Genomic DNA, 16131 nt, shown 5'->3' on the forward strand with positions numbered 1-16131 from the left:
GCTTGCGCTGCACACCCCGTTCCCGTTGCATGGGGTGTATCGGTTAGAAGCCGATATCTCTGAAACGTTTCCTATTGTCGGCCGGTGCACTGAAATAGTTGTTAAAGAGTGTCATGCCTAATTTTACGGCGCATAACCGCTGATCTTTAGGTGTGTGAGCATCGGTCGAAATTGCCGATTCGTGCGTCGGCACGCGAGGTGTCACGGGGCTGCGGTCGATGCCGCAGGCGGTGCGGATGGCGATGGGGCGGGCGTGGTCGGCGCGGGAGCTGGCGCAGGCGGTGCGCCGGGCACGGGCGACGCATCGGGTGCAGGCGACGCAGCAGGTGCGGGTGACACAGCAGGTGCGGCCGGCGCCGAAGCATCGGCCGGCGCGGACGGTGCGTGGCCGGTGTCGGGCGCGGCGTCCGCCGGCACGTCGGGGGCGGCGAGCCGCCCGTGCCACAGCAGTTCGATCTGCGTGCCGTTCGGTTCGGTCTGCACGAGTCGCGCGGGCAGCCAGCCGAGCGACGGCGCGAGCCACATGTCGATGCGTCGCGTATCGCCGTCGCGGCGCGGCAGGCGCATGAAGTGCCGCGTTGCGACGAAGCCCGCGGCGGTCTGCACCTGTTCGTCGCCGATCACCGTGATCGGCCAGGCCTCGCCGCTGTTGTTGTCGACGACGAAGAACTGCTGCGTGACGCCCGGCTTGTACGCATCCGGGTTGCCGCGCACGAGGCCCGCGAGCTGCATCAGCAGGCTGAAGCGATCCTGCGTGCCGTCGGGCAGCGGCACGTTGTTCGGCGTGCGGGTGAACACGACCTGCTTGATCTCGCGGTTGAAGATCGCGATGTCCTCGGGACGCTTGCCGCGCTGCTCGACGTAACGCTCGGGCGCGATCCCGAACGCATCGATGCGGCCCTGGCTCCGGTAGCGGAACGGGCCGATGAACGGCACCGGCATCGTCACCGACAGTTCGTACGATTGCCCGTCGGTGCGCCAGTGGATCGTGCCCGTCGAGTTCTGCATGCCGTTGAAGAACGCGTCGTACTGCAGGTCGCCGGATGGCGGCACCGCGTATTTCACGCCGTTCGACGCGGGGCCTGCCGTCGCGGCGCCGCTCGCGCCGCCGGTGGACGCGGCCGATGCGCCCGGTGCACCGGATGCACCCGATGCAGCGCCGGCTGCGGATGCGGCCGGCGGCTCGCCTTCCGCGGCGGTCTGCGTCGATGTCAGAACGGGTTCTTGCGGCGCCCGGCGCGGTTGCGGGGCTGGCTTCGCGGGTGTCGGTGCGGGTGTCGGCGCGGCCGGTTTCGCCACCGGCTTCGGCGCCGGCGGCGCCGGTTGCCGCTCGATCGGCTGCGGTTTCAGCAGCTCGATCTGCACGGGCACCTCGGCAGGCGCGGGCGGTGTGAACGGTTCGCGATGACGCGTGAACCAGAACGCGGCGAGCACGTGCAGCACGAGCACCACGACGAGCGCGACGCCCAAGCGCAGCCAGTGGCGGGGCGGAGCATGGCGGGGGCGGGTGTCGGCGTGAGGCATCGGCTGGCGGCGAAGGGTACGGGGCGATGTGGGGCGGTCGTCGGGCGTCCGGCGCGCAATGTGCGTGGCGGCTCGCGGGTCTCGTCAGGATTCCGACCGCCGGATGCGCGGTACGTTCGCGGCGCGGGGCGCACGACAGGCACGACAGGCACGACAGGCACGACAGGCACGACAGGCACGACAGGCACGACAGGCGCGTCAGGCGTCGCGTGCGTCCGGACTGTAGCCGAGTTCGTACGACAGTTTCTGCGCGCAGGCGCGCAGCGCGGTATCGATCTCCCCGCCCCATGCGATGTCGAACGTGCCCTCGTGGCCGAGCGCGAGGATCGCGAGCGCGAGTTCGCCGACCGCGTCGAACACCGGCATGCAGAACGCGTGGATCGTCGGCAGCAGCATCCCCTCGACGCGTGCGGCCTGATGCGCGCGCACGTCCGCGAGCACCGCGTCGACGTCGGCGCGCGTGCGCGGCCCGCCGTGATGCGGCGAGCGGCGCGTGTCGGCGAGTTCGCGCTCGATCATCGCGGCGGTCTTGCCGGGCGGCAGGTACGCGGCGAACAGCAGGCCCGTCGCGGAGCCGAGCAGCGGCATCACGTCGCCGAGCTTCAGCGACGCCTTCGCCGGATGGCTCGATTCCATCCAGTGCACGATCGTCGGCCCCTGGTTGCCCCACACCGCGATGCCGACCGTCTGGTCGAGCCGGTCGCGCAGCTCGGTCAGCGCGATCCGCGCGAGCTTCACGCCGTCGACCCGCGCGAGGCGCGCGAGGCCCATCTGCAGCGCGAAGCCGCCGAGCTCATAGCGGCCGGACACGGGATCCTGCGACACGACGCCGAGCCGCGAGAAGCTGACGAGATAGCGATGCGCCTTTGCGGGGCTCATGCCCGCGCGCTGCGCGAGGTCGCGCAGCATCATCGCGCGCGGCTCGCTCGTCAGCACGTCGAGCAGGCGGAAGCCGACCTCGATCGACTGGATGCCGGAGCGGACCTTCTCGCCGTTGTCGCCGCCATCGCCGGCAGAATCGTCGGAGGTGTCGGGTTCGGCGAGATCGTCGTCTGGGAGCTGGCTGGCGGGCATGGGGCAACGGCGCGCGTGCGCGATGAAGAGGCTGGATTCGATTCGGCCGCGGCGCGCACGCTGGCTGCGCGCCGCACGGATTCACCATCGTAAAATAGATTCCTTCCATCGTCACTACAACGGCAGATTCCCCTTATGAAACTTGCTTCGCTGAAGGACGGCACGCGCGACGGCCAGCTGATCGTCGTGTCGCGCGACCTGCATACCGCGGCGATCGCCGACGCGATCGCGCCGACGCTGCAGCGCGTCCTCGACGACTGGGCGTTCTACGCGCCGCAGCTGCGCGACCTGTACGACGCGCTGAACCACGGCCGCGCGCGCCACGCGTTCGCGTTCGATCCGGCCAACTGCATGGCGCCGCTGCCGCGCGCGTTCCAGTGGGCGGACGGCTCCGCGTACGTGAACCACGTCGAGCTCGTGCGCCGCGCGCGCGGCGCGGAGATGCCGCCGGAATTCTGGACCGATCCGCTGATGTACCAGGGCGGCAGCGACGATTTCCTCGGGGCGCGCGACGACGTGGTCTGCCCGTCCGAGGAATGGGGCATCGACTTCGAGGCGGAAGTCGCGGTGATCACCGGCGACGTGCCGATGAGCGTGTCGCCCGACGACGCGCTGAAGGCCGTGCGGCTCGTCACGCTCGTGAACGACGTATCGCTGCGCAACCTGATCCCGGCCGAACTCGCGAAGGGCTTCGGCTTCTTCCAGAGCAAGCCGGCGACCGCGTTCGCGCCGGTCGCGGTCACGCCGGACGAGCTCGGCGAGCACTGGCGCGACGGCCGCGTGCACCGGCCGATGGTCGTCCACTGGAACGGCAAGAAGGTCGGCCAGCCCGACGCGGGCACCGACATGGTGTTCCATTTCGGCCAGCTGATCGCGCACGCGGCGAAGACGCGCAACCTGCGCGCGGGCTCGATCGTCGGCTCGGGCACGGTGTCGAACAAGGATCCGAAGCGCGGCTACTGCTGCATCGCCGAGAAGCGCTGCCTCGAGACGATCGAGCACGGCGCGCCGCAGACGCCGTTCATGCGCTACGGCGACACCGTGAAGATCGAGATGGTCGACGAGGCCGGCAAGTCGATCTTCGGCGCGATCGACCAGTCGGTCGCACCGCCTGACGGCGCCGCTTGATATGAACCGGCCGGGCGCGGGCGCAATCCGGTTGCGGTCCGCGCGCCGGGTTTCGCCCGATGTTTGCCTGCGCGGGCTTGGCTACACTCGACCCATGGGTTTTCCGCAAGGAGCTGCGCATGTCCGATCTCGCCGTCTACAGCGGCTATGAAGCACTGAAGGTGCGGCGCCAGCCGCACGGCATCCTCGAAATCGTGATGAGCGGCGAAGGCGCGAACAAGAGCGGCCTCGCCACCGCGAACGAGCGCATGCACCGCGAACTGGCCGACATCTGGCGCGACGTCGATCGCGATCCCGACACGCGCGTCGCGGTGATCCGCGGCGAAGGCAAGGGCTTCTCGGCGGGCGGCGACCTCGCGCTCGTCGAGCAGATGGCGAACGACTTCGACGTGCGCGCGCGGGTCTGGCGCGAGGCGCGCGACCTCGTCTACAACGTGATCAACTGCAGCAAGCCGATCGTGTCCGCGATGCACGGCCCGGCCGTCGGCGCGGGGCTCGTCGCCGGGCTGCTCGCCGACATCTCGATCGCGTCGAAGAGCGCGCGCATCATCGACGGCCATACGCGGCTCGGCGTCGCCGCGGGCGACCACGCGGCGATCGTGTGGCCGCTGTTGTGCGGGATGGCGAAGGCGAAGTACTACCTGCTGCTGTGCGAGCCGGTGAGCGGCGAGGAGGCCGAGCGGATCGGCCTCGTATCGCTCGCGGTCGACGACCACGACCTGCTGCCGAAGGCGTACGAGGTTGCCGAGCGGCTCGCGCACGGGTCGCAGACGGCGATCCGATGGACCAAGTACGCGCTCAACAACTGGCTGCGCTCGGCCGGGCCGAGCTTCGACACGTCGCTCGCGCTCGAATTCATGGGCTTCTCGGGGCCCGACGTGCAGGAGGGCATCCGTTCGCTGCGCGAGCGCCGCCCGCCCGACTTCCCCGGCGGCGCGCCGTTCTGACGCGCGCTATGATGATCCAGGCGGCCGGCCGATCCGGCCGTCGCATTCCCCCCCCAGTCAACCAGGATGTCCGCATGACGATCGATACCACCGGCTCCAATCCGTTCCCCGGCTTTGCCGGCTTCCAACCCGCCGACATGGTCGACCGGATGTGGGAAATGATTCGCCTGTCGCCGTTCGGCGCGATGGCGGCGATTCCCGGCGCCGCGCATGGGCTGCCGCCGTCGCTGTCGAGCATGTCCGACATGATGGCGCCGCTCACGAACGTCGAGGAACTCGACAAGCGGATCACCGACCTGCGTGCGGTCGAGCAGTGGCTGAAGCTGAACCTCGGGATGCTGCAGTCTGCGATCCAGGCGCTCGAGGTGCAGCGCGCGACGCTCGCGACGCTGCGCGCGTTCGGCACGTTTGCGCAAAGCTCGATGTCGGCCGCAGAGGATGCGGCCGTCGCGGCGGCAAAGGCTGCGGCGTCGCCGCTCGGCGATGCGCCGCAGGCCGAACCGGAAGCATCGTCCGCCGACGCCGATGCCGCCGCGCAGAACCAGGCGTTCGATCCGGCCGGATGGTGGAACCTGCTGCAGACGCAGTTCAACCAGCTCGCGAGCCTCGCGATGACGCAGCCGGGCGCCCAGCCCACCGCCGCGCCGGACGCGGCGCCGCCCGCGGCGGCCGATCCGCCGGCCGCCGCGCCGCGCAAGCCCGCCGCGAAGCGTGCGAAGCCGGCCGGTTCGGCGGCGGCGCGTGCGGCGGCCGCGTCGACGCCTGCGAGCCGTCCGCCGAAGCGCTCGACGTGACGGCGCAGCAGTCCATGTAGCAGGTCGATCGATGCGGCTCGCGCTCGTACTGATGGGAGGCGGCGCGCGTGCCGCGTATCAGGTCGGCGTGCTGAAGGCGCTGACCGAGATCGCGCTCGACGCCGATCCGCAGCGGCGCACGCTGCCGTTCGCGGTCGTGTGCGGGTCGTCGGCCGGCGCGATCAACGCGACGTCGATCGCGAGCCACGCGGACGATTTCTCGCATGGCGTGCGGCGCCTGCTCGAATTCTGGGAGCATCTGCGCGCCGACTACGTGTACCGGACCGACTGGCTCGGCATTGCCGCGGCGGGCGCGCGCTGGCTTGCGACGATGAGTTTCGGCTGGGCGGCGCGCCGGTCGCCGCGCGGCCTGCTCGACAACGCGCCGCTCGCGCACCTGCTGCAGCGCGAGCTGAGCTTTCACCGGATCGAGCAGATGCTCGAGGCGCGCCTGCTGCACGCGCTGTCGATCACCGCGCTCAGCTATTCGAGCGGCCGGCACCTCACGTTCTACCAGGCGGCCGAGCCGATCCAGGCGTGGCGGCGCGCGCAGCGCACCGCGCGGCTCGTCGACCTGTCGGCGTCGCACCTGCTCGCGTCGTCGGCGATTCCGTTCGTGTTTCCGGCGGTGCCGCTCGTGCTCGACGGCCAGATCGAATATTTCGGCGACGGCTCGATCCGGCAGATCGCGCCGCTGTCGCCGGCGATCCACTTCGGCGCGGACGCGATCGTCGTCGTCGGCGCGGCCGATCCGCGGCCCGAGATCCCCGCCGCGAACGGCGGGGGCCTCGTGCGTGGCTACCCGTCGCTCGCGCAGATCGGCCAGCAGGTGCTCGCGAGCGTGTTCCTCGACTCGATCGGCTCGGACATAGAACGCATCGAGCACATCAACCGGATGATCACGCACCTGCCGCACCAGGTCGAAGTGGACAGCGGCTGGCGGCATGTCGACGTGCTCGCGATCGCGCCGTCCGAGCGTATCGAGCTGATCGCCGCGAAGCACGTGAAGCAACTGCCGTTCACCGTGCGCGGGCTGCTCGGCGCGGTCGGCGGCAGCCAGCCCGCGGGCGCGTCGTTCGCGAGCTACCTGCTGTTCGAGGCGTCGTTCGCGTGCGAGCTGATCGAACTCGGCTATCGCGACGGCTGCGCGCAGCGCGACACGCTTGCCGGCTGGATCGCGCGCGCGGACGGCGCGAGCGCGTCGCCGGCCGACGGGCCGACGGCAGGAGAAATGCGGGTCTGACGCGTATCGGGTGCGTGACGATTACGCATCCATTTCGTTCGAATTACATCCTGGTTGCATTTCCGCGACATGCCGGATGCGGCGGATCGCCGCGCCGTGCCGCGCGGTGCCTGGCCGAACGTGACCGGGGTGCCGTCTCGGAACCGTCACGCACGCGTGATATCATGGCCGCCGCCGAATACACCATATCGAGCAGCCGGCCGGCAGCGGCGCCCCGCATGGGGCAGCGGACGGGCTCGCCAGCGAAGCCGGCCAGCGCCGGCCCCCACTCAGGCACGCGCGGCCCGTTCCGTTCGAGCGGAGCATGGCACGCAGCTTGCCCCACGGCGGCTTACGCGGCCGCGCGGCTCACGGATGCGAATCGCGCGTCCGGGAGCTGGTTTCACGCGTAAAATTAGAGGCTTGGTTGCAAAAAGCGCATCGGCATGCGCATTTGCTGCAACAGTCACGTTTGAGAGAAGTCGCATTGCGCAGAACAGGGGTGGGACCATCATGAACACCATGCTTTATCCGGAACTTTACAAGTCGCTCGAAGCCGTCCGCTGGGACATGGAGAAGGACATTCCGTGGGACAAGTTCGACGCTTCGCTGCTCACCGACGAGCAGGCGAGGACGATCAAGATGAACGCGATCACCGAATGGTCGGCGCTGCCCGCGACCGAGATGTTCCTGCGCGACAACCAGCACGACAGCGACTTTTCCGCCTTCATGAGCGTGTGGTTCTTCGAAGAGCAGAAGCACTCGCTCGTGCTGATGGAATACCTGCGCCGCTTCAAGCCGGAAATGATGCCGACCGAGGAGGAGCTGCACGCGGTGCGCTTCGAGTTCGATCCGGCGCCGCCGCTCGAGACGCTGATGCTGCACTTCTGCGGCGAGATCCGCCTGAACCACTGGTACCGCTGCGCGGCCGAGTGGCACACCGAGCCGGTCATCAAGCACATCTACGAAACGATCTCGCGCGATGAAGCGCGCCACGGCGGCGCGTACCTGCGCTACATGAAGAAGGCGCTCAACAACTGCGGCGACGTCGCACGCGCGGCGTTCGCGAAGATCGGCGTGCTGATGGCGTCCGCGCGCCGCACCGAGAAGCCGCTGCACCCGACCAACCTGCACGTGAACCAGGCGCTGTTCCCGCGCGACACCGTGCAGTCGCGCCTGCCCGATCCGGAGTGGCTCGAGCGCTGGCTCGACGAGCAGATCCGCTTCGACGGCGAGTGGGAGAAGAAGGTCATCGAGCGTATCCTGCACAACCTGTCGATCCTGTTCGAGCGCACGTTCGCGACCGCGCAGGAACTGAACCGGTACCGCAAGGAAGTCACGGGCCGTCTGCAGTCCGAAAGCGGCCCGTCCGCTGCGCAGCCGGCCTGAAGCCGGCTCGCGCGCGGCCGGCTCGTTGCCGGCCGTGCGTCACCGGCCGCGTCCGCTGCCGGGCCGCGATGAAACGAAGCCCGTCCGGTTTGGCCGACGGGCTTTTTCTTGGGCGTGCGCGCCGCGCATGCCGCTTATTTCCGCTTTTCGCCCATCATGCCTGCCACTTTCGAACGTAAGCTGATCACCCGCGACGCGCTGGCCGCGCTGCGCGCGTCGCTGCCGTCGCCCGTCGTGTTCACGAACGGCGTGTTCGACATCCTGCACCGCGGTCACGTCACCTATCTCGCCGACGCGAAGGCGCTCGGCGCGTGCCTGATCGTCGGCGTCAACAGCGATGCGTCGGTGCGGATGCTCGGCAAGGGTGACGACCGGCCGATCAACCGCGAGGACGACCGCATGGCGCTGCTGGCGGCGCTCGAGAGCGTCGACTATGTGGTGAAGTTCGAGGAACAGACGCCGGTGTCGCTGATCGAGGCCGTCCATCCGGACATCCTCGTCAAGGGCGGCGATTACGACATGGATGTGCTGCCGGAATCGGCACTGGTGCGCGGCTGGGGCGGTCGCGCGCTCGCGATCCCGTTCGAGCACGACCGCTCGACTACCGCGCTGCTGAAGAAGGTGCGCACGCAGCAGCCGTAACGTCGTCGCGCGGCCGCACGCGTCGTCACGGCGCGGACGCGGCGAGCGGCTGCGCGGTCAGCGCGGGCGACGCGATCGGCCCGCCGACGACGGCCTCGCCGGTGGCTTGTGCGAGCGGCGTCACGCGCAGCGCGTCGGGATGCACCTGCCGCGACAGGATCCCCGGCTCGCGCGGACCGGCCGCGGGCAGCGGCCCGAACACCTCGCGCATCACCACGAGCGCGAGCATGTTGGCGAGAAAGAGAACAGCGATCAGCCAGCGCAGCATCGTCGACACTCCTTTTCGTCATCCAGTCATCCAGTCGGGCCGATCGCAGGGGCGGCCCATTCTTCATGCATTCGGGGCGGCAGCGTGCGGAACGACGCCCGCGCCCCGCCGCGTCGACCGTATCAACCGTTCGCGGCCGTTTCGGCGGCAATCAGCGCCAGTCCGGAGAGGATCAGCGCATCGTGCCGCGTATGCGGCACCGTCAGCGCGCGTGCGACGTCGTCCGCCGCGCCGCCCGCGAGCACGAGCCGTACCGGCGCCTGCCATGCATCGTTCAGGTCGCGCCACGCGCGCTCGATCAGCCCGGCTTGCGCATACAGGCAGCCGGCCGACAGCGAGCGCGGCGTATCGACCTGGAACGGTTCCGCCTGCGCGCCCGCGAGCAGGCCGCTCGCGATGTCGGTCGTCAGCGTCGGCAACTGCGCTGTGTGCGTGCCGAGCGAGCGCATCATCAGCGCCCAGCCAGGCGCGATCAGCCCGCCCGTGAAGCGGCCGTCCGCGCGCAGCGCCTCCAGCGTCGTCGCGGTGCCGAACGTCGCGATCAGCAAGTGCTCGCCCGGAAACGCCGCGTGCGCGCCGATCAGGCCCGCCCAGCGGTCGCTGCCGAGCTGATCGGGCGTCGTGTAGCCGTTCGTCACGCCGCACTGTGCGGGACAGGAGCGGATCGTCGTGCGCGGCAGGCCTGGCCAGTGTGCGTCGAGCAGTGCGTCGATCCGCGCGGCGACTTCAGCGCCGGCGACGTTCGAGATCCATGCGCCGCGCGGGCGCGGCACACGCGACCAGTCCGGATCGGCGCCGCCGTCGCGCGCGTGGCCGAACGCGCCCGTTTCGACCAGTTCACGCCGAGCGTCGGTGAGCGCCCATTTGATCCGGCTGTTGCCGGCGTCGATCAGCAACTGCGCTTCGCTCATTGCGCCTCGCGCAGCGACACGTCGCCTGCCGCGATCGCCTGGATCCCGGTGGGCGTGTCTAGCAGCAGCTGGCCTGCCGCGTCGATGCCGGTCGCAATGCCGCGCGCGCGTTCGACGCCTTGCTCGATCAGCACGACTTCGCGGCCGGCGTACGCGTGCAATGCGTGCCAGCGCGGCAGGAACGGCGCGAGGCCGTCGGCCGCGAACTGCGCGAGCGCGGGCGTGAGTGCGTTCAGCGCCGCGGCGAGCGTATCGGTGAGGTTGGCCGACGCCCACGCGGACGACAGCGCGGCGGGCGGCAGCGCGCCCGCCAATGTCGCTTCGCGCGCACGCTGCGCGTCGACCTGCGCAGCGACGGCTTCCGCGCCGCGCACGTTGATGCCGAAGCCGATCACGACGGCGGTCGCGCCGGGCGTCGTCCATACGGTTTCGATCAGGATCCCCGCGAGCTTGCCGACGAGGCGCTGCGTGCCGGCGTCGGCGGCCGTCAGCAGCACGTCGTTCGGCCACTTGAGCGCGACGCCGGTGCGGCCATCGAGCGGCAGCGCCGCGAGCCCTTCGGCGAGCGCGACGCCGATCGCGATGCTCAATCCGCCGAGCGCGTCGACGGGGCGCGGGACGATGCAGCCGACCGAGCACAGCAGCGCGTTGCCCGGCTGCGCGAACCACGGCCGGCCTTGCCGGCCGCGGCCGGCCGTCTGCTCGAACGCGACCCGCACGAGCGGCGCGGGCAGCGCGTTCGCAGCGCGCGGCAGCGCCTTCAGGCGGGCGGCGACGTCGGCGTTGGTCGAGCCGGTCGCGGCGACGATGTCGAGCGGCCACGCGCGCGGCGTGGCGTCCAGGTGCGCCTCGAGGCGGCTGCGCGCAATGTGCGCGTCGCCGGCGTCGGGCGTGTCGGAGGAGGTGGGGGCGTTCATGGGGCCTATTGTAGCGACAGGGTGCGGGGATCGTGCTGGGAAGTTGGGGGAGGGCAGCGGCGTCGCAGGGTGTCACGGAACTGCGATAGGTGCGCCTCGTTCCGATCGCGCTGGCGCTGGCGATGGGTCGGGTCGAACATGAGCGCAAGCTCCCAGCTGAGCCGGCTAGCGCTTGAGCCAGTCCATCCTCTATTGCGTAAACATACTCAAACGAGCCTTGTTGATAAGGATTTCGAATTTGTCAGATTGATTCTCCTTTCTCGCTTGAGCAAATTTGGGCGGAGCAATCCTCACCCAATAGTCGAGAAAGGAGATCAAGATGAGTAACGAGCAGAAAGTACCGACCCATCTTTTCGTCACCATTGGCGCACTCACGGAGCGCGGCGGTCGGGTGACCAAGGCCAGCAGCGGGTTGACAGTGATCGGACTTGCCGTTGCCCGCGTCGGCGATATCGTGACCTACGAGGACGGCAGCGAGGCTGTCATTACCGACGGCGCAGGCGAGTACGCGATTGACCGCGACAAGCCCTTTGCGCTCGTGGGCAGTCGATTGAGCAACGGCGATCGCATTGTCGAAACGCTTCAGCGTTCGTGGGGAATTCATGTACCGGCAGGCGAAACCATCGACGGATTGTTCGACGCCAGCTATGTGCCGCCGCCAGCGCCGCTGCGCTACCGGCTCGCGGTACGTGGAGCGACGACTGCACGGGGCGGCGTGCTGCGCGAAGCAACTGGCACGTGGGATACCGGCGTTCGACTTGGCAAGGCCGGCGTCGTAGGCGATCTTGTCCACTATGCGGATGGCTCGACTGCACGAATCATCAGCGGGCTCGGGCTGACGGACAACAGCAGTTTCGAACTACTGGCTTTCGTCGGTAGCGAGCTCGATAACGGCGACACCATGACGGACAGCCCGGAGCGTGACGGCCTCGTCTCCGCCGACACATTCGCGGTTGTGAAGCGTTCGGCAGCGACACGCTGAGGAGAGGCCGCATGATCCGCTATTTCCTTGCCAGAGGCGACCGCGGCGGCAGTGCGGTGATTACCGAAGGGCTCGAAGGTGTGACTTGTTCGAACCCGCCGCCCAGGGTGAATATCGCCACGCTTTACATGAAAACCTACTGCACGGCTTGCAAACAGGAAGGTTTCATCGCGCCAAAGGGGCCGCGCTGGCCCGGTACAGGCCCAAATGGCAAGCCGTGGGCGTTGAGCGGCGATATCAACGTCTGCGGGTGCAATCCGCAGCCTGTTTTTTATGCCGAACGCAACATGATGATGACCTTCTCGTCGCACGAGGTAGCGACGCTGACGGGAGGAAAAAACGTTACGGCTGCGAGCCCTGCGAAGGCCGAGGCGGCGACAGCGACGCAGACTGATGTCTCTGCCACCTATGACGAACAGGTGCGTGCCGGCATACGCACATCGTTACCGCAGAACTATCCATATCTGATCGAACTGAGCGACGGACGGACCTTCGCAGGGCATGTCAACAGTAATGGCCAGTTGCCGCGTATCCATTCCGGGATCGCCGACAGTTACACGATCTATTGGGGCGAAGACGCTCTTGTACACAAGGACTGGACGTGATGCCAAACAGCCCGACAACAGTAAGAACGAACACGACGCCCGATTCCATCAAGGTTGTGCAATTGCGGGCGGTAACATTCAAGGAACTATGGGACGCCTACCCGTCGGGCAATCCCTATGACAATCCGGCTTATACGAATCAATGCGCTATTCGCATGAGCGTCGCCTTTCACCGTGTTGGCATTGAAATGAAGTCTTTTTCGTCGAAACTGGTCAAGCCGCTTGGTGGTCAGTCGAGCATCGGGCGAATCTTGCTGAACGGAAAGGCAACAGCGACACGAGCCAACGAACTTGGGGAATGGCTGAAGCTGCAGCCCTTTGCGGGTCTGGGGAGGGCGGAAAACGTCACCGGAGAAGATTGGAGGGATAGGGTCAAGGGGCGAACCGGCATCATCATGTTTGATGGCTACTGGACCCGCGACGGGGAAACGGAGGGGAATGCCAGCGGCGGGCACATTGATTTATGGAACGGCGAAAAGCTTACGGGATTCGGTACCGGACTCCGAACCCGTTGGAATATCGTGATTCCAGGGTTGTGGTCCGACTTTCGGAAATCGAAAAAAATCATGTTCTTCCAGATAAAATGAAATATCTAGGATCTGCCATTGGTGCAATTTCCGGCTCGATCATAGTCACGCTTGCTTGTTGGGGTGGCTTATATCTATTCGGTGTTTTTATTCTTCACGGGAAAGGAAGTCTCTTCGATACGAACCCGCAAGTTGCCAACCTCTTTTTGGTTGGTTGGTTTATGTCCGTAATTGTGGCCTCGGTAATCGGTGGCTGGCGTGGGTTTGTCTGGGAGCGAAACCGGGCAGGAAAAAAATGGAAAGCATGAGAATTCATGCCGTCTTTGGGTTGCCTTGTATTGGGTTGAAATGTTCGATGAGGCAGGGAGGGCACGCCACGATTTTCGCAGCGTTTGGTCTTGCCAGTCTGTGGTGGTCCGCTGCTGATGCTGAAATCTGTCGACGTTTCCCGCAACTTTGTGTTCCGAACGGTTGCAGGGAGATTGGGGCATGCGCGATTGGCTTTTGGGATGGGTTGGTATTCCTTGCCGCCATTTTAGGGCCGTCGATTGTATTTGGTGTTGTGGCAGTGTTCCTTGCCGGGAAGCGGCGCCGCTGGACACAATGGGCAGTGGTGGCGGGCGTGCTTGTCGCGGCGCATTGGTTTGTCATGCTCGTTTTCAGATTGATGTGAATCACCTTCACCACGATAAACGGAAGTGCAGACGATAATGCTTGGTACGTTACGTGTGTTGATCGGTTTTTCAGTGGCGTGTTTCTATGGAATGGCTTCCGCGTGTAGTTTTGCATTGCAGTATGGTGGAAAGGTTCAGCACGGCGTTACATCTATTTCAAACATCGACCGAGTCCAGCTTGCCGGCCTTCTGATCGCCGTCCGTGATAGCGTGGCGAAAGATGGTCCAGTCGTAATTTGCGGACTCGCAGACGACAATGAGGATGATGCGAAGACTGTTGCGCGTCGCCGAGCGGAAGCTGTTGAGGATTATCTCTTGAGTCTTGGGATTTCGCGGGACCGAATCAACATCGATACAAAGATCTGGCGAAACGATTCGCACATTCTGCCGAGCCAGCGTAACCAGATCGAGATCGAGTTTATTCCCGCCAGCTCACCAGGCGGCTGCGCGAGTCCTTGCGGAACAACCATGCAACGTCAGTAATATTGACGGTGATGGCCGCGTATCTGGCGCGGCCATTTGGTTTTTACGACTCTGCTTACACAGCCACGCAAGCGCTTGCAGCCCGCATCCCGCTTAACCGCAACCTCGTTGCCGCTTTCGTCTGCGGAACACAGCACCGCGATCCGACGGCGCCTGCCGGCTTCTTGATATTCCCGACCGGCGGGACTACGTTCGATATATCCGCTCTGGCGGCGTGTTTCGACGGGTTCGCCCGCAGCGACGCAGGCGAACCGGAGTGCGCCAGTCCGTTCTCGTCGTTGCTGCATCGAGGGAAAAGGCGATGAGCAAGCTTCATTCATGTTCGAACCTGTCCAGCCTGTTCGAGCGCTTCCACCGCAAGACGACCCAGATTTCCGAAGCCGTCCGGCCGCCGATGACGCGCGCCTGTCGCCGGCTGTCGGAGTCGATCGAGTCGGCATGGTCGGCGGTTCGCTCCGGCGTGTCGCATACGCACCGGCATTGACGCGGCAGCGTGTGTCGAGGTGTCCGGCCGATCGCGAATCGCATCCCGATCCGCACGCGTCGACCGGATGTTGTCGGCGGAAGCGGCGGCGCCAGACCGTTTTCAAGGAGCTCGCCATGCAACTTCACATGCATTCGCATCACTACGTGCACCGTATTCCGGACTGGCGCGCAGCCGTGATCGGCGGACTCGTCGCCGGTGCGGTCATCCTCGTCCTCGAACTCGTCGAGGCGGTCATCCTCGGACAAGGCGCGTGGGCGCCGCTGCGCATGATCGCGGCGATCTACTTCGGAGAGGACGCGCTTGCGCCGTCGGCCACGTTCGAAGTCGGGATCCTGCTCGCGGCACTGGGCGTGCACATCGCGTTGACGATCGTGTTCGCGCTGATCCTGGCGGTGATCATCGCGCCGTTCAGCCTCGATTCGAGCGTCGGGATGGCGACGCTGGCGGGAGCCGCATTCGGGCTGCTGCTGTACTTCTTCAATTTCTACGCAATGACGCAATTCTTCCCGTGGTTCGCCGATGCGCGAGGCTGGGTGAGCGCGCTCGATCACATCGTGTATGGGCTGATTGCGTCCGACATCTACCTGCGTCTGGAGCGACGCTCGCTGGACCTTGCCGCCTGACGGGTGGTCGCGTCGCCGCCTGACGACGAAGTCACGGCGGCGCGCGGCCGGACGACGCGTCGTCCGGCCGAACGTCGGTGGAGCGTCAGGGCGCGACGACCGGATGCTTCAGCGCGTGCGCGGTCTCGATCCACTGCGCGTGGAATTCGTCCGCATTCGGCGTGAGCCCGAGTTCGCCATTCCGATACGCCATCGCGAGCGTCTGCACCGCTTCCGGCAGTTCGTGCTCGGCCGCGCGCCGGTACAGCGCGAGTGCGCGCGCGTCGTCGCGCGGCACGCCGCTGCCGTTGCGATACGCGTTTGCGAGCATGAAGTCGGCCGCCGGGATGTCCGCGCGCGACGCGAGCGCGAACCAGCGCGCCGCCTGCGCGGGATCGGCGGCGGTGCCGTAGCCGCTGCGGTAGATCAGGCCGACGTAATACGCTGCGGCCGGATCGCCGTGTTCGGCGGCGGCGCCGAGCAGCGCGCGGGCGCGCGCATAGTCCTTCGGCAGATCGTCGCTGCCGAACAGCAACGCCTTGCCGAGCGCGAGCTGCGCGCGCCGCACGGCCGGCGCATCCTGCGCGCCGCTTGCCTGCGCGGCGGTTTCGAGCCAGCCGCGCCCTTCGTCCCGCAGCCCCGGCTCGCGCGCGTCGACGAGCGCGACGCCGAGCGCCGCCTGCGCATCGGCGGACCCGGCGCGCGCGAGGTCGCGCAACTGCGCGAGCGCGTGCGGATCGGCGACCTGCGTGACCATCGCCTGCCATTCGTCGAGCTGCGCGGCGCTCGGCGCGGGCCCGGCGCTCCGCCAGCCGGCCACCGCGACCGCCGTCGCGACGATCGCCGCCGACGCCGCGAGCAGCACGGCAGGCGGCAGTTTCACGCGCAGCAGGCGACGCACGGCAGGCGCGATGCCGGACTCGGCGGGCCGCATCGTGGGGATCGGTTGCATCGC

General features: G+C 67.2%; 20 protein-coding genes. 14 read left to right on the forward strand and 6 right to left on the reverse strand.

Annotation, left to right across the window (positions count from 1 at the left end; all coding sequences use genetic code 11):
- Positions 1-201 precede the first annotated feature (201 nt).
- Both ACV229_RS14560 and ACV229_RS14565 read right to left on the reverse strand, forming a co-directional pair.
- Entirely contained in the window at positions 202-1524 is a 1323-nt protein-coding gene (locus tag ACV229_RS14560; protein ID WP_448083821.1) for a DUF3108 domain-containing protein, read from the reverse strand.
- A 198-nt stretch (positions 1525-1722) separates the two neighbouring features.
- A complete protein-coding gene (locus tag ACV229_RS14565) occupies positions 1723-2598 on the reverse strand; it encodes an IclR family transcriptional regulator (RefSeq protein ID WP_448083822.1) in 876 nt (291 codons plus the stop codon).
- 135 nt (positions 2599-2733) lie between these two features.
- Here ACV229_RS14565 and ACV229_RS14570 point away from each other — a divergent pair, with 135 nt between their 5' ends.
- The 6 genes from ACV229_RS14570 to rfaE2 all read left to right on the forward strand — a co-directional run bounded on the left by ACV229_RS14570 (position 2734) and on the right by rfaE2 (position 8720).
- A complete protein-coding gene (locus tag ACV229_RS14570; protein ID WP_448083823.1) occupies positions 2734-3726 on the forward strand; it encodes a fumarylacetoacetate hydrolase family protein in 993 nt (330 codons plus the stop codon).
- A gap of 119 nt (positions 3727-3845) precedes the next feature.
- Entirely contained in the window at positions 3846-4673 is an 828-nt protein-coding gene (locus tag ACV229_RS14575) for an enoyl-CoA hydratase/isomerase family protein (RefSeq protein WP_448083824.1), read from the forward strand.
- Between the two features lie 74 nt (positions 4674-4747).
- Complete coding sequence (locus tag ACV229_RS14580) at positions 4748-5467, forward strand: PhaM family polyhydroxyalkanoate granule multifunctional regulatory protein (RefSeq protein ID WP_448083825.1); 720 nt, start codon at positions 4748-4750, stop codon at positions 5465-5467.
- Positions 5468-5498: 31 nt separating this feature from the next.
- Positions 5499-6710, forward strand: coding sequence for a patatin-like phospholipase family protein (locus tag ACV229_RS14585; protein ID WP_448083826.1), 1212 nt, complete (start codon positions 5499-5501; stop codon positions 6708-6710).
- Positions 6711-7202: 492 nt separating this feature from the next.
- On the forward strand, positions 7203-8078 hold the full coding sequence (locus tag ACV229_RS14590; protein WP_448083827.1) for a ferritin-like domain-containing protein: 876 nt from the start codon (positions 7203-7205) through the stop codon (positions 8076-8078).
- 156 nt (positions 8079-8234) lie between these two features.
- Complete coding sequence (rfaE2, locus tag ACV229_RS14595) at positions 8235-8720, forward strand: D-glycero-beta-D-manno-heptose 1-phosphate adenylyltransferase (protein WP_448083828.1); 486 nt, start codon at positions 8235-8237, stop codon at positions 8718-8720.
- A gap of 25 nt (positions 8721-8745) precedes the next feature.
- On the opposite strand, the gene ACV229_RS14600 is transcribed toward rfaE2, so the two are convergent.
- The 3 genes from ACV229_RS14600 to ACV229_RS14610 all read right to left on the reverse strand — a co-directional run bounded on the left by ACV229_RS14600 (position 8746) and on the right by ACV229_RS14610 (position 10816).
- Positions 8746-8988, reverse strand: a complete 243-nt coding sequence (locus ACV229_RS14600) for a hypothetical protein (RefSeq protein ID WP_448083976.1) — start codon at positions 8986-8988, stop codon at positions 8746-8748.
- 122 nt (positions 8989-9110) lie between these two features.
- Complete coding sequence (locus ACV229_RS14605; RefSeq protein WP_448083829.1) at positions 9111-9899, reverse strand: type III pantothenate kinase; 789 nt, start codon at positions 9897-9899, stop codon at positions 9111-9113.
- Complete coding sequence (locus ACV229_RS14610) at positions 9896-10816, reverse strand: biotin--[acetyl-CoA-carboxylase] ligase (protein ID WP_448083830.1); 921 nt, start codon at positions 10814-10816, stop codon at positions 9896-9898. The genes ACV229_RS14605 and ACV229_RS14610 overlap by 4 nt, the downstream gene beginning before the upstream one ends.
- 319 nt (positions 10817-11135) lie before the next feature.
- Here ACV229_RS14610 and ACV229_RS14615 point away from each other — a divergent pair, with 319 nt between their 5' ends.
- The 8 genes from ACV229_RS14615 to ACV229_RS14650 all read left to right on the forward strand — a co-directional run bounded on the left by ACV229_RS14615 (position 11136) and on the right by ACV229_RS14650 (position 15197).
- On the forward strand, positions 11136-11798 hold the full coding sequence (locus ACV229_RS14615) for a PAAR domain-containing protein (protein ID WP_448083831.1): 663 nt from the start codon (positions 11136-11138) through the stop codon (positions 11796-11798).
- A gap of 11 nt (positions 11799-11809) precedes the next feature.
- On the forward strand, positions 11810-12403 hold the full coding sequence (locus ACV229_RS14620; protein WP_448083832.1) for a hypothetical protein: 594 nt from the start codon (positions 11810-11812) through the stop codon (positions 12401-12403).
- Entirely contained in the window at positions 12403-12990 is a 588-nt protein-coding gene (locus ACV229_RS14625; RefSeq protein WP_448083833.1) for a type VI secretion system amidase effector protein Tae4, read from the forward strand. Before ACV229_RS14620 ends, ACV229_RS14625 begins: the two co-directional genes overlap by 1 nt.
- Positions 12987-13238, forward strand: coding sequence for a hypothetical protein (locus ACV229_RS14630; RefSeq protein WP_448083834.1), 252 nt, complete (start codon positions 12987-12989; stop codon positions 13236-13238). The genes ACV229_RS14625 and ACV229_RS14630 overlap by 4 nt, the downstream gene beginning before the upstream one ends.
- A complete protein-coding gene (locus ACV229_RS14635; RefSeq protein ID WP_448083835.1) occupies positions 13226-13603 on the forward strand; it encodes a hypothetical protein in 378 nt (125 codons plus the stop codon). Before ACV229_RS14630 ends, ACV229_RS14635 begins: the two co-directional genes overlap by 13 nt.
- A 37-nt stretch (positions 13604-13640) precedes the next feature.
- Complete coding sequence (locus ACV229_RS14640) at positions 13641-14087, forward strand: hypothetical protein (RefSeq protein WP_448083836.1); 447 nt, start codon at positions 13641-13643, stop codon at positions 14085-14087.
- A gap of 301 nt (positions 14088-14388) precedes the next feature.
- Complete coding sequence (locus ACV229_RS14645; protein ID WP_448083837.1) at positions 14389-14571, forward strand: hypothetical protein; 183 nt, start codon at positions 14389-14391, stop codon at positions 14569-14571.
- A gap of 116 nt (positions 14572-14687) precedes the next feature.
- Positions 14688-15197 carry a hypothetical protein gene (locus ACV229_RS14650; protein WP_448083838.1) on the forward strand — a complete coding sequence of 170 codons (510 nt, stop codon included), beginning with the start codon at positions 14688-14690 and terminating at the stop codon, positions 15195-15197.
- A gap of 85 nt (positions 15198-15282) precedes the next feature.
- Here the strand turns inward: ACV229_RS14650 and ACV229_RS14655 are convergent, their stop codons facing one another.
- A complete protein-coding gene (locus tag ACV229_RS14655; protein ID WP_448083839.1) occupies positions 15283-16128 on the reverse strand; it encodes a tetratricopeptide repeat protein in 846 nt (281 codons plus the stop codon).
- Positions 16129-16131: the final 3 nt, after the last annotated feature.

Source organism: Burkholderia sp. MR1-5-21, from assembly GCF_053427715.1.

Bases quoted from the DNA above. Each gene is read 5' to 3' on its own strand.
- ACV229_RS14560 (WP_448083821.1), bottom strand. From the start codon at position 1,524: ATGCCTCACGCCGACACCCGCCCCCGCCATGCTCCGCCCCGCCACTGG.
- ACV229_RS14565 (WP_448083822.1), bottom strand. From the start codon at position 2,598: ATGCCCGCCAGCCAGCTCCCAGACGACGATCTCGCCGAACCCGACACC.
- ACV229_RS14570 (WP_448083823.1), top strand. From the start codon at position 2,734: ATGAAACTTGCTTCGCTGAAGGACGGCACGCGCGACGGCCAGCTGATC.
- ACV229_RS14575 (WP_448083824.1), top strand. From the start codon at position 3,846: ATGTCCGATCTCGCCGTCTACAGCGGCTATGAAGCACTGAAGGTGCGG.
- ACV229_RS14580 (WP_448083825.1), top strand. From the start codon at position 4,748: ATGACGATCGATACCACCGGCTCCAATCCGTTCCCCGGCTTTGCCGGC.
- ACV229_RS14585 (WP_448083826.1), top strand. From the start codon at position 5,499: ATGCGGCTCGCGCTCGTACTGATGGGAGGCGGCGCGCGTGCCGCGTAT.
- ACV229_RS14590 (WP_448083827.1), top strand. From the start codon at position 7,203: ATGAACACCATGCTTTATCCGGAACTTTACAAGTCGCTCGAAGCCGTC.
- rfaE2 (WP_448083828.1), top strand. From the start codon at position 8,235: ATGCCTGCCACTTTCGAACGTAAGCTGATCACCCGCGACGCGCTGGCC.
- ACV229_RS14600 (WP_448083976.1), bottom strand. From the start codon at position 8,988: ATGCTGCGCTGGCTGATCGCTGTTCTCTTTCTCGCCAACATGCTCGCG.
- ACV229_RS14605 (WP_448083829.1), bottom strand. From the start codon at position 9,899: ATGAGCGAAGCGCAGTTGCTGATCGACGCCGGCAACAGCCGGATCAAA.
- ACV229_RS14610 (WP_448083830.1), bottom strand. From the start codon at position 10,816: ATGAACGCCCCCACCTCCTCCGACACGCCCGACGCCGGCGACGCGCAC.
- ACV229_RS14615 (WP_448083831.1), top strand. From the start codon at position 11,136: ATGAGTAACGAGCAGAAAGTACCGACCCATCTTTTCGTCACCATTGGC.
- ACV229_RS14620 (WP_448083832.1), top strand. From the start codon at position 11,810: ATGATCCGCTATTTCCTTGCCAGAGGCGACCGCGGCGGCAGTGCGGTG.
- ACV229_RS14625 (WP_448083833.1), top strand. From the start codon at position 12,403: ATGCCAAACAGCCCGACAACAGTAAGAACGAACACGACGCCCGATTCC.
- ACV229_RS14630 (WP_448083834.1), top strand. From the start codon at position 12,987: ATGAAATATCTAGGATCTGCCATTGGTGCAATTTCCGGCTCGATCATA.
- ACV229_RS14635 (WP_448083835.1), top strand. From the start codon at position 13,226: ATGGAAAGCATGAGAATTCATGCCGTCTTTGGGTTGCCTTGTATTGGG.
- ACV229_RS14640 (WP_448083836.1), top strand. From the start codon at position 13,641: ATGCTTGGTACGTTACGTGTGTTGATCGGTTTTTCAGTGGCGTGTTTC.
- ACV229_RS14645 (WP_448083837.1), top strand. From the start codon at position 14,389: ATGAGCAAGCTTCATTCATGTTCGAACCTGTCCAGCCTGTTCGAGCGC.
- ACV229_RS14650 (WP_448083838.1), top strand. From the start codon at position 14,688: ATGCAACTTCACATGCATTCGCATCACTACGTGCACCGTATTCCGGAC.
- ACV229_RS14655 (WP_448083839.1), bottom strand. From the start codon at position 16,128: ATGCAACCGATCCCCACGATGCGGCCCGCCGAGTCCGGCATCGCGCCT.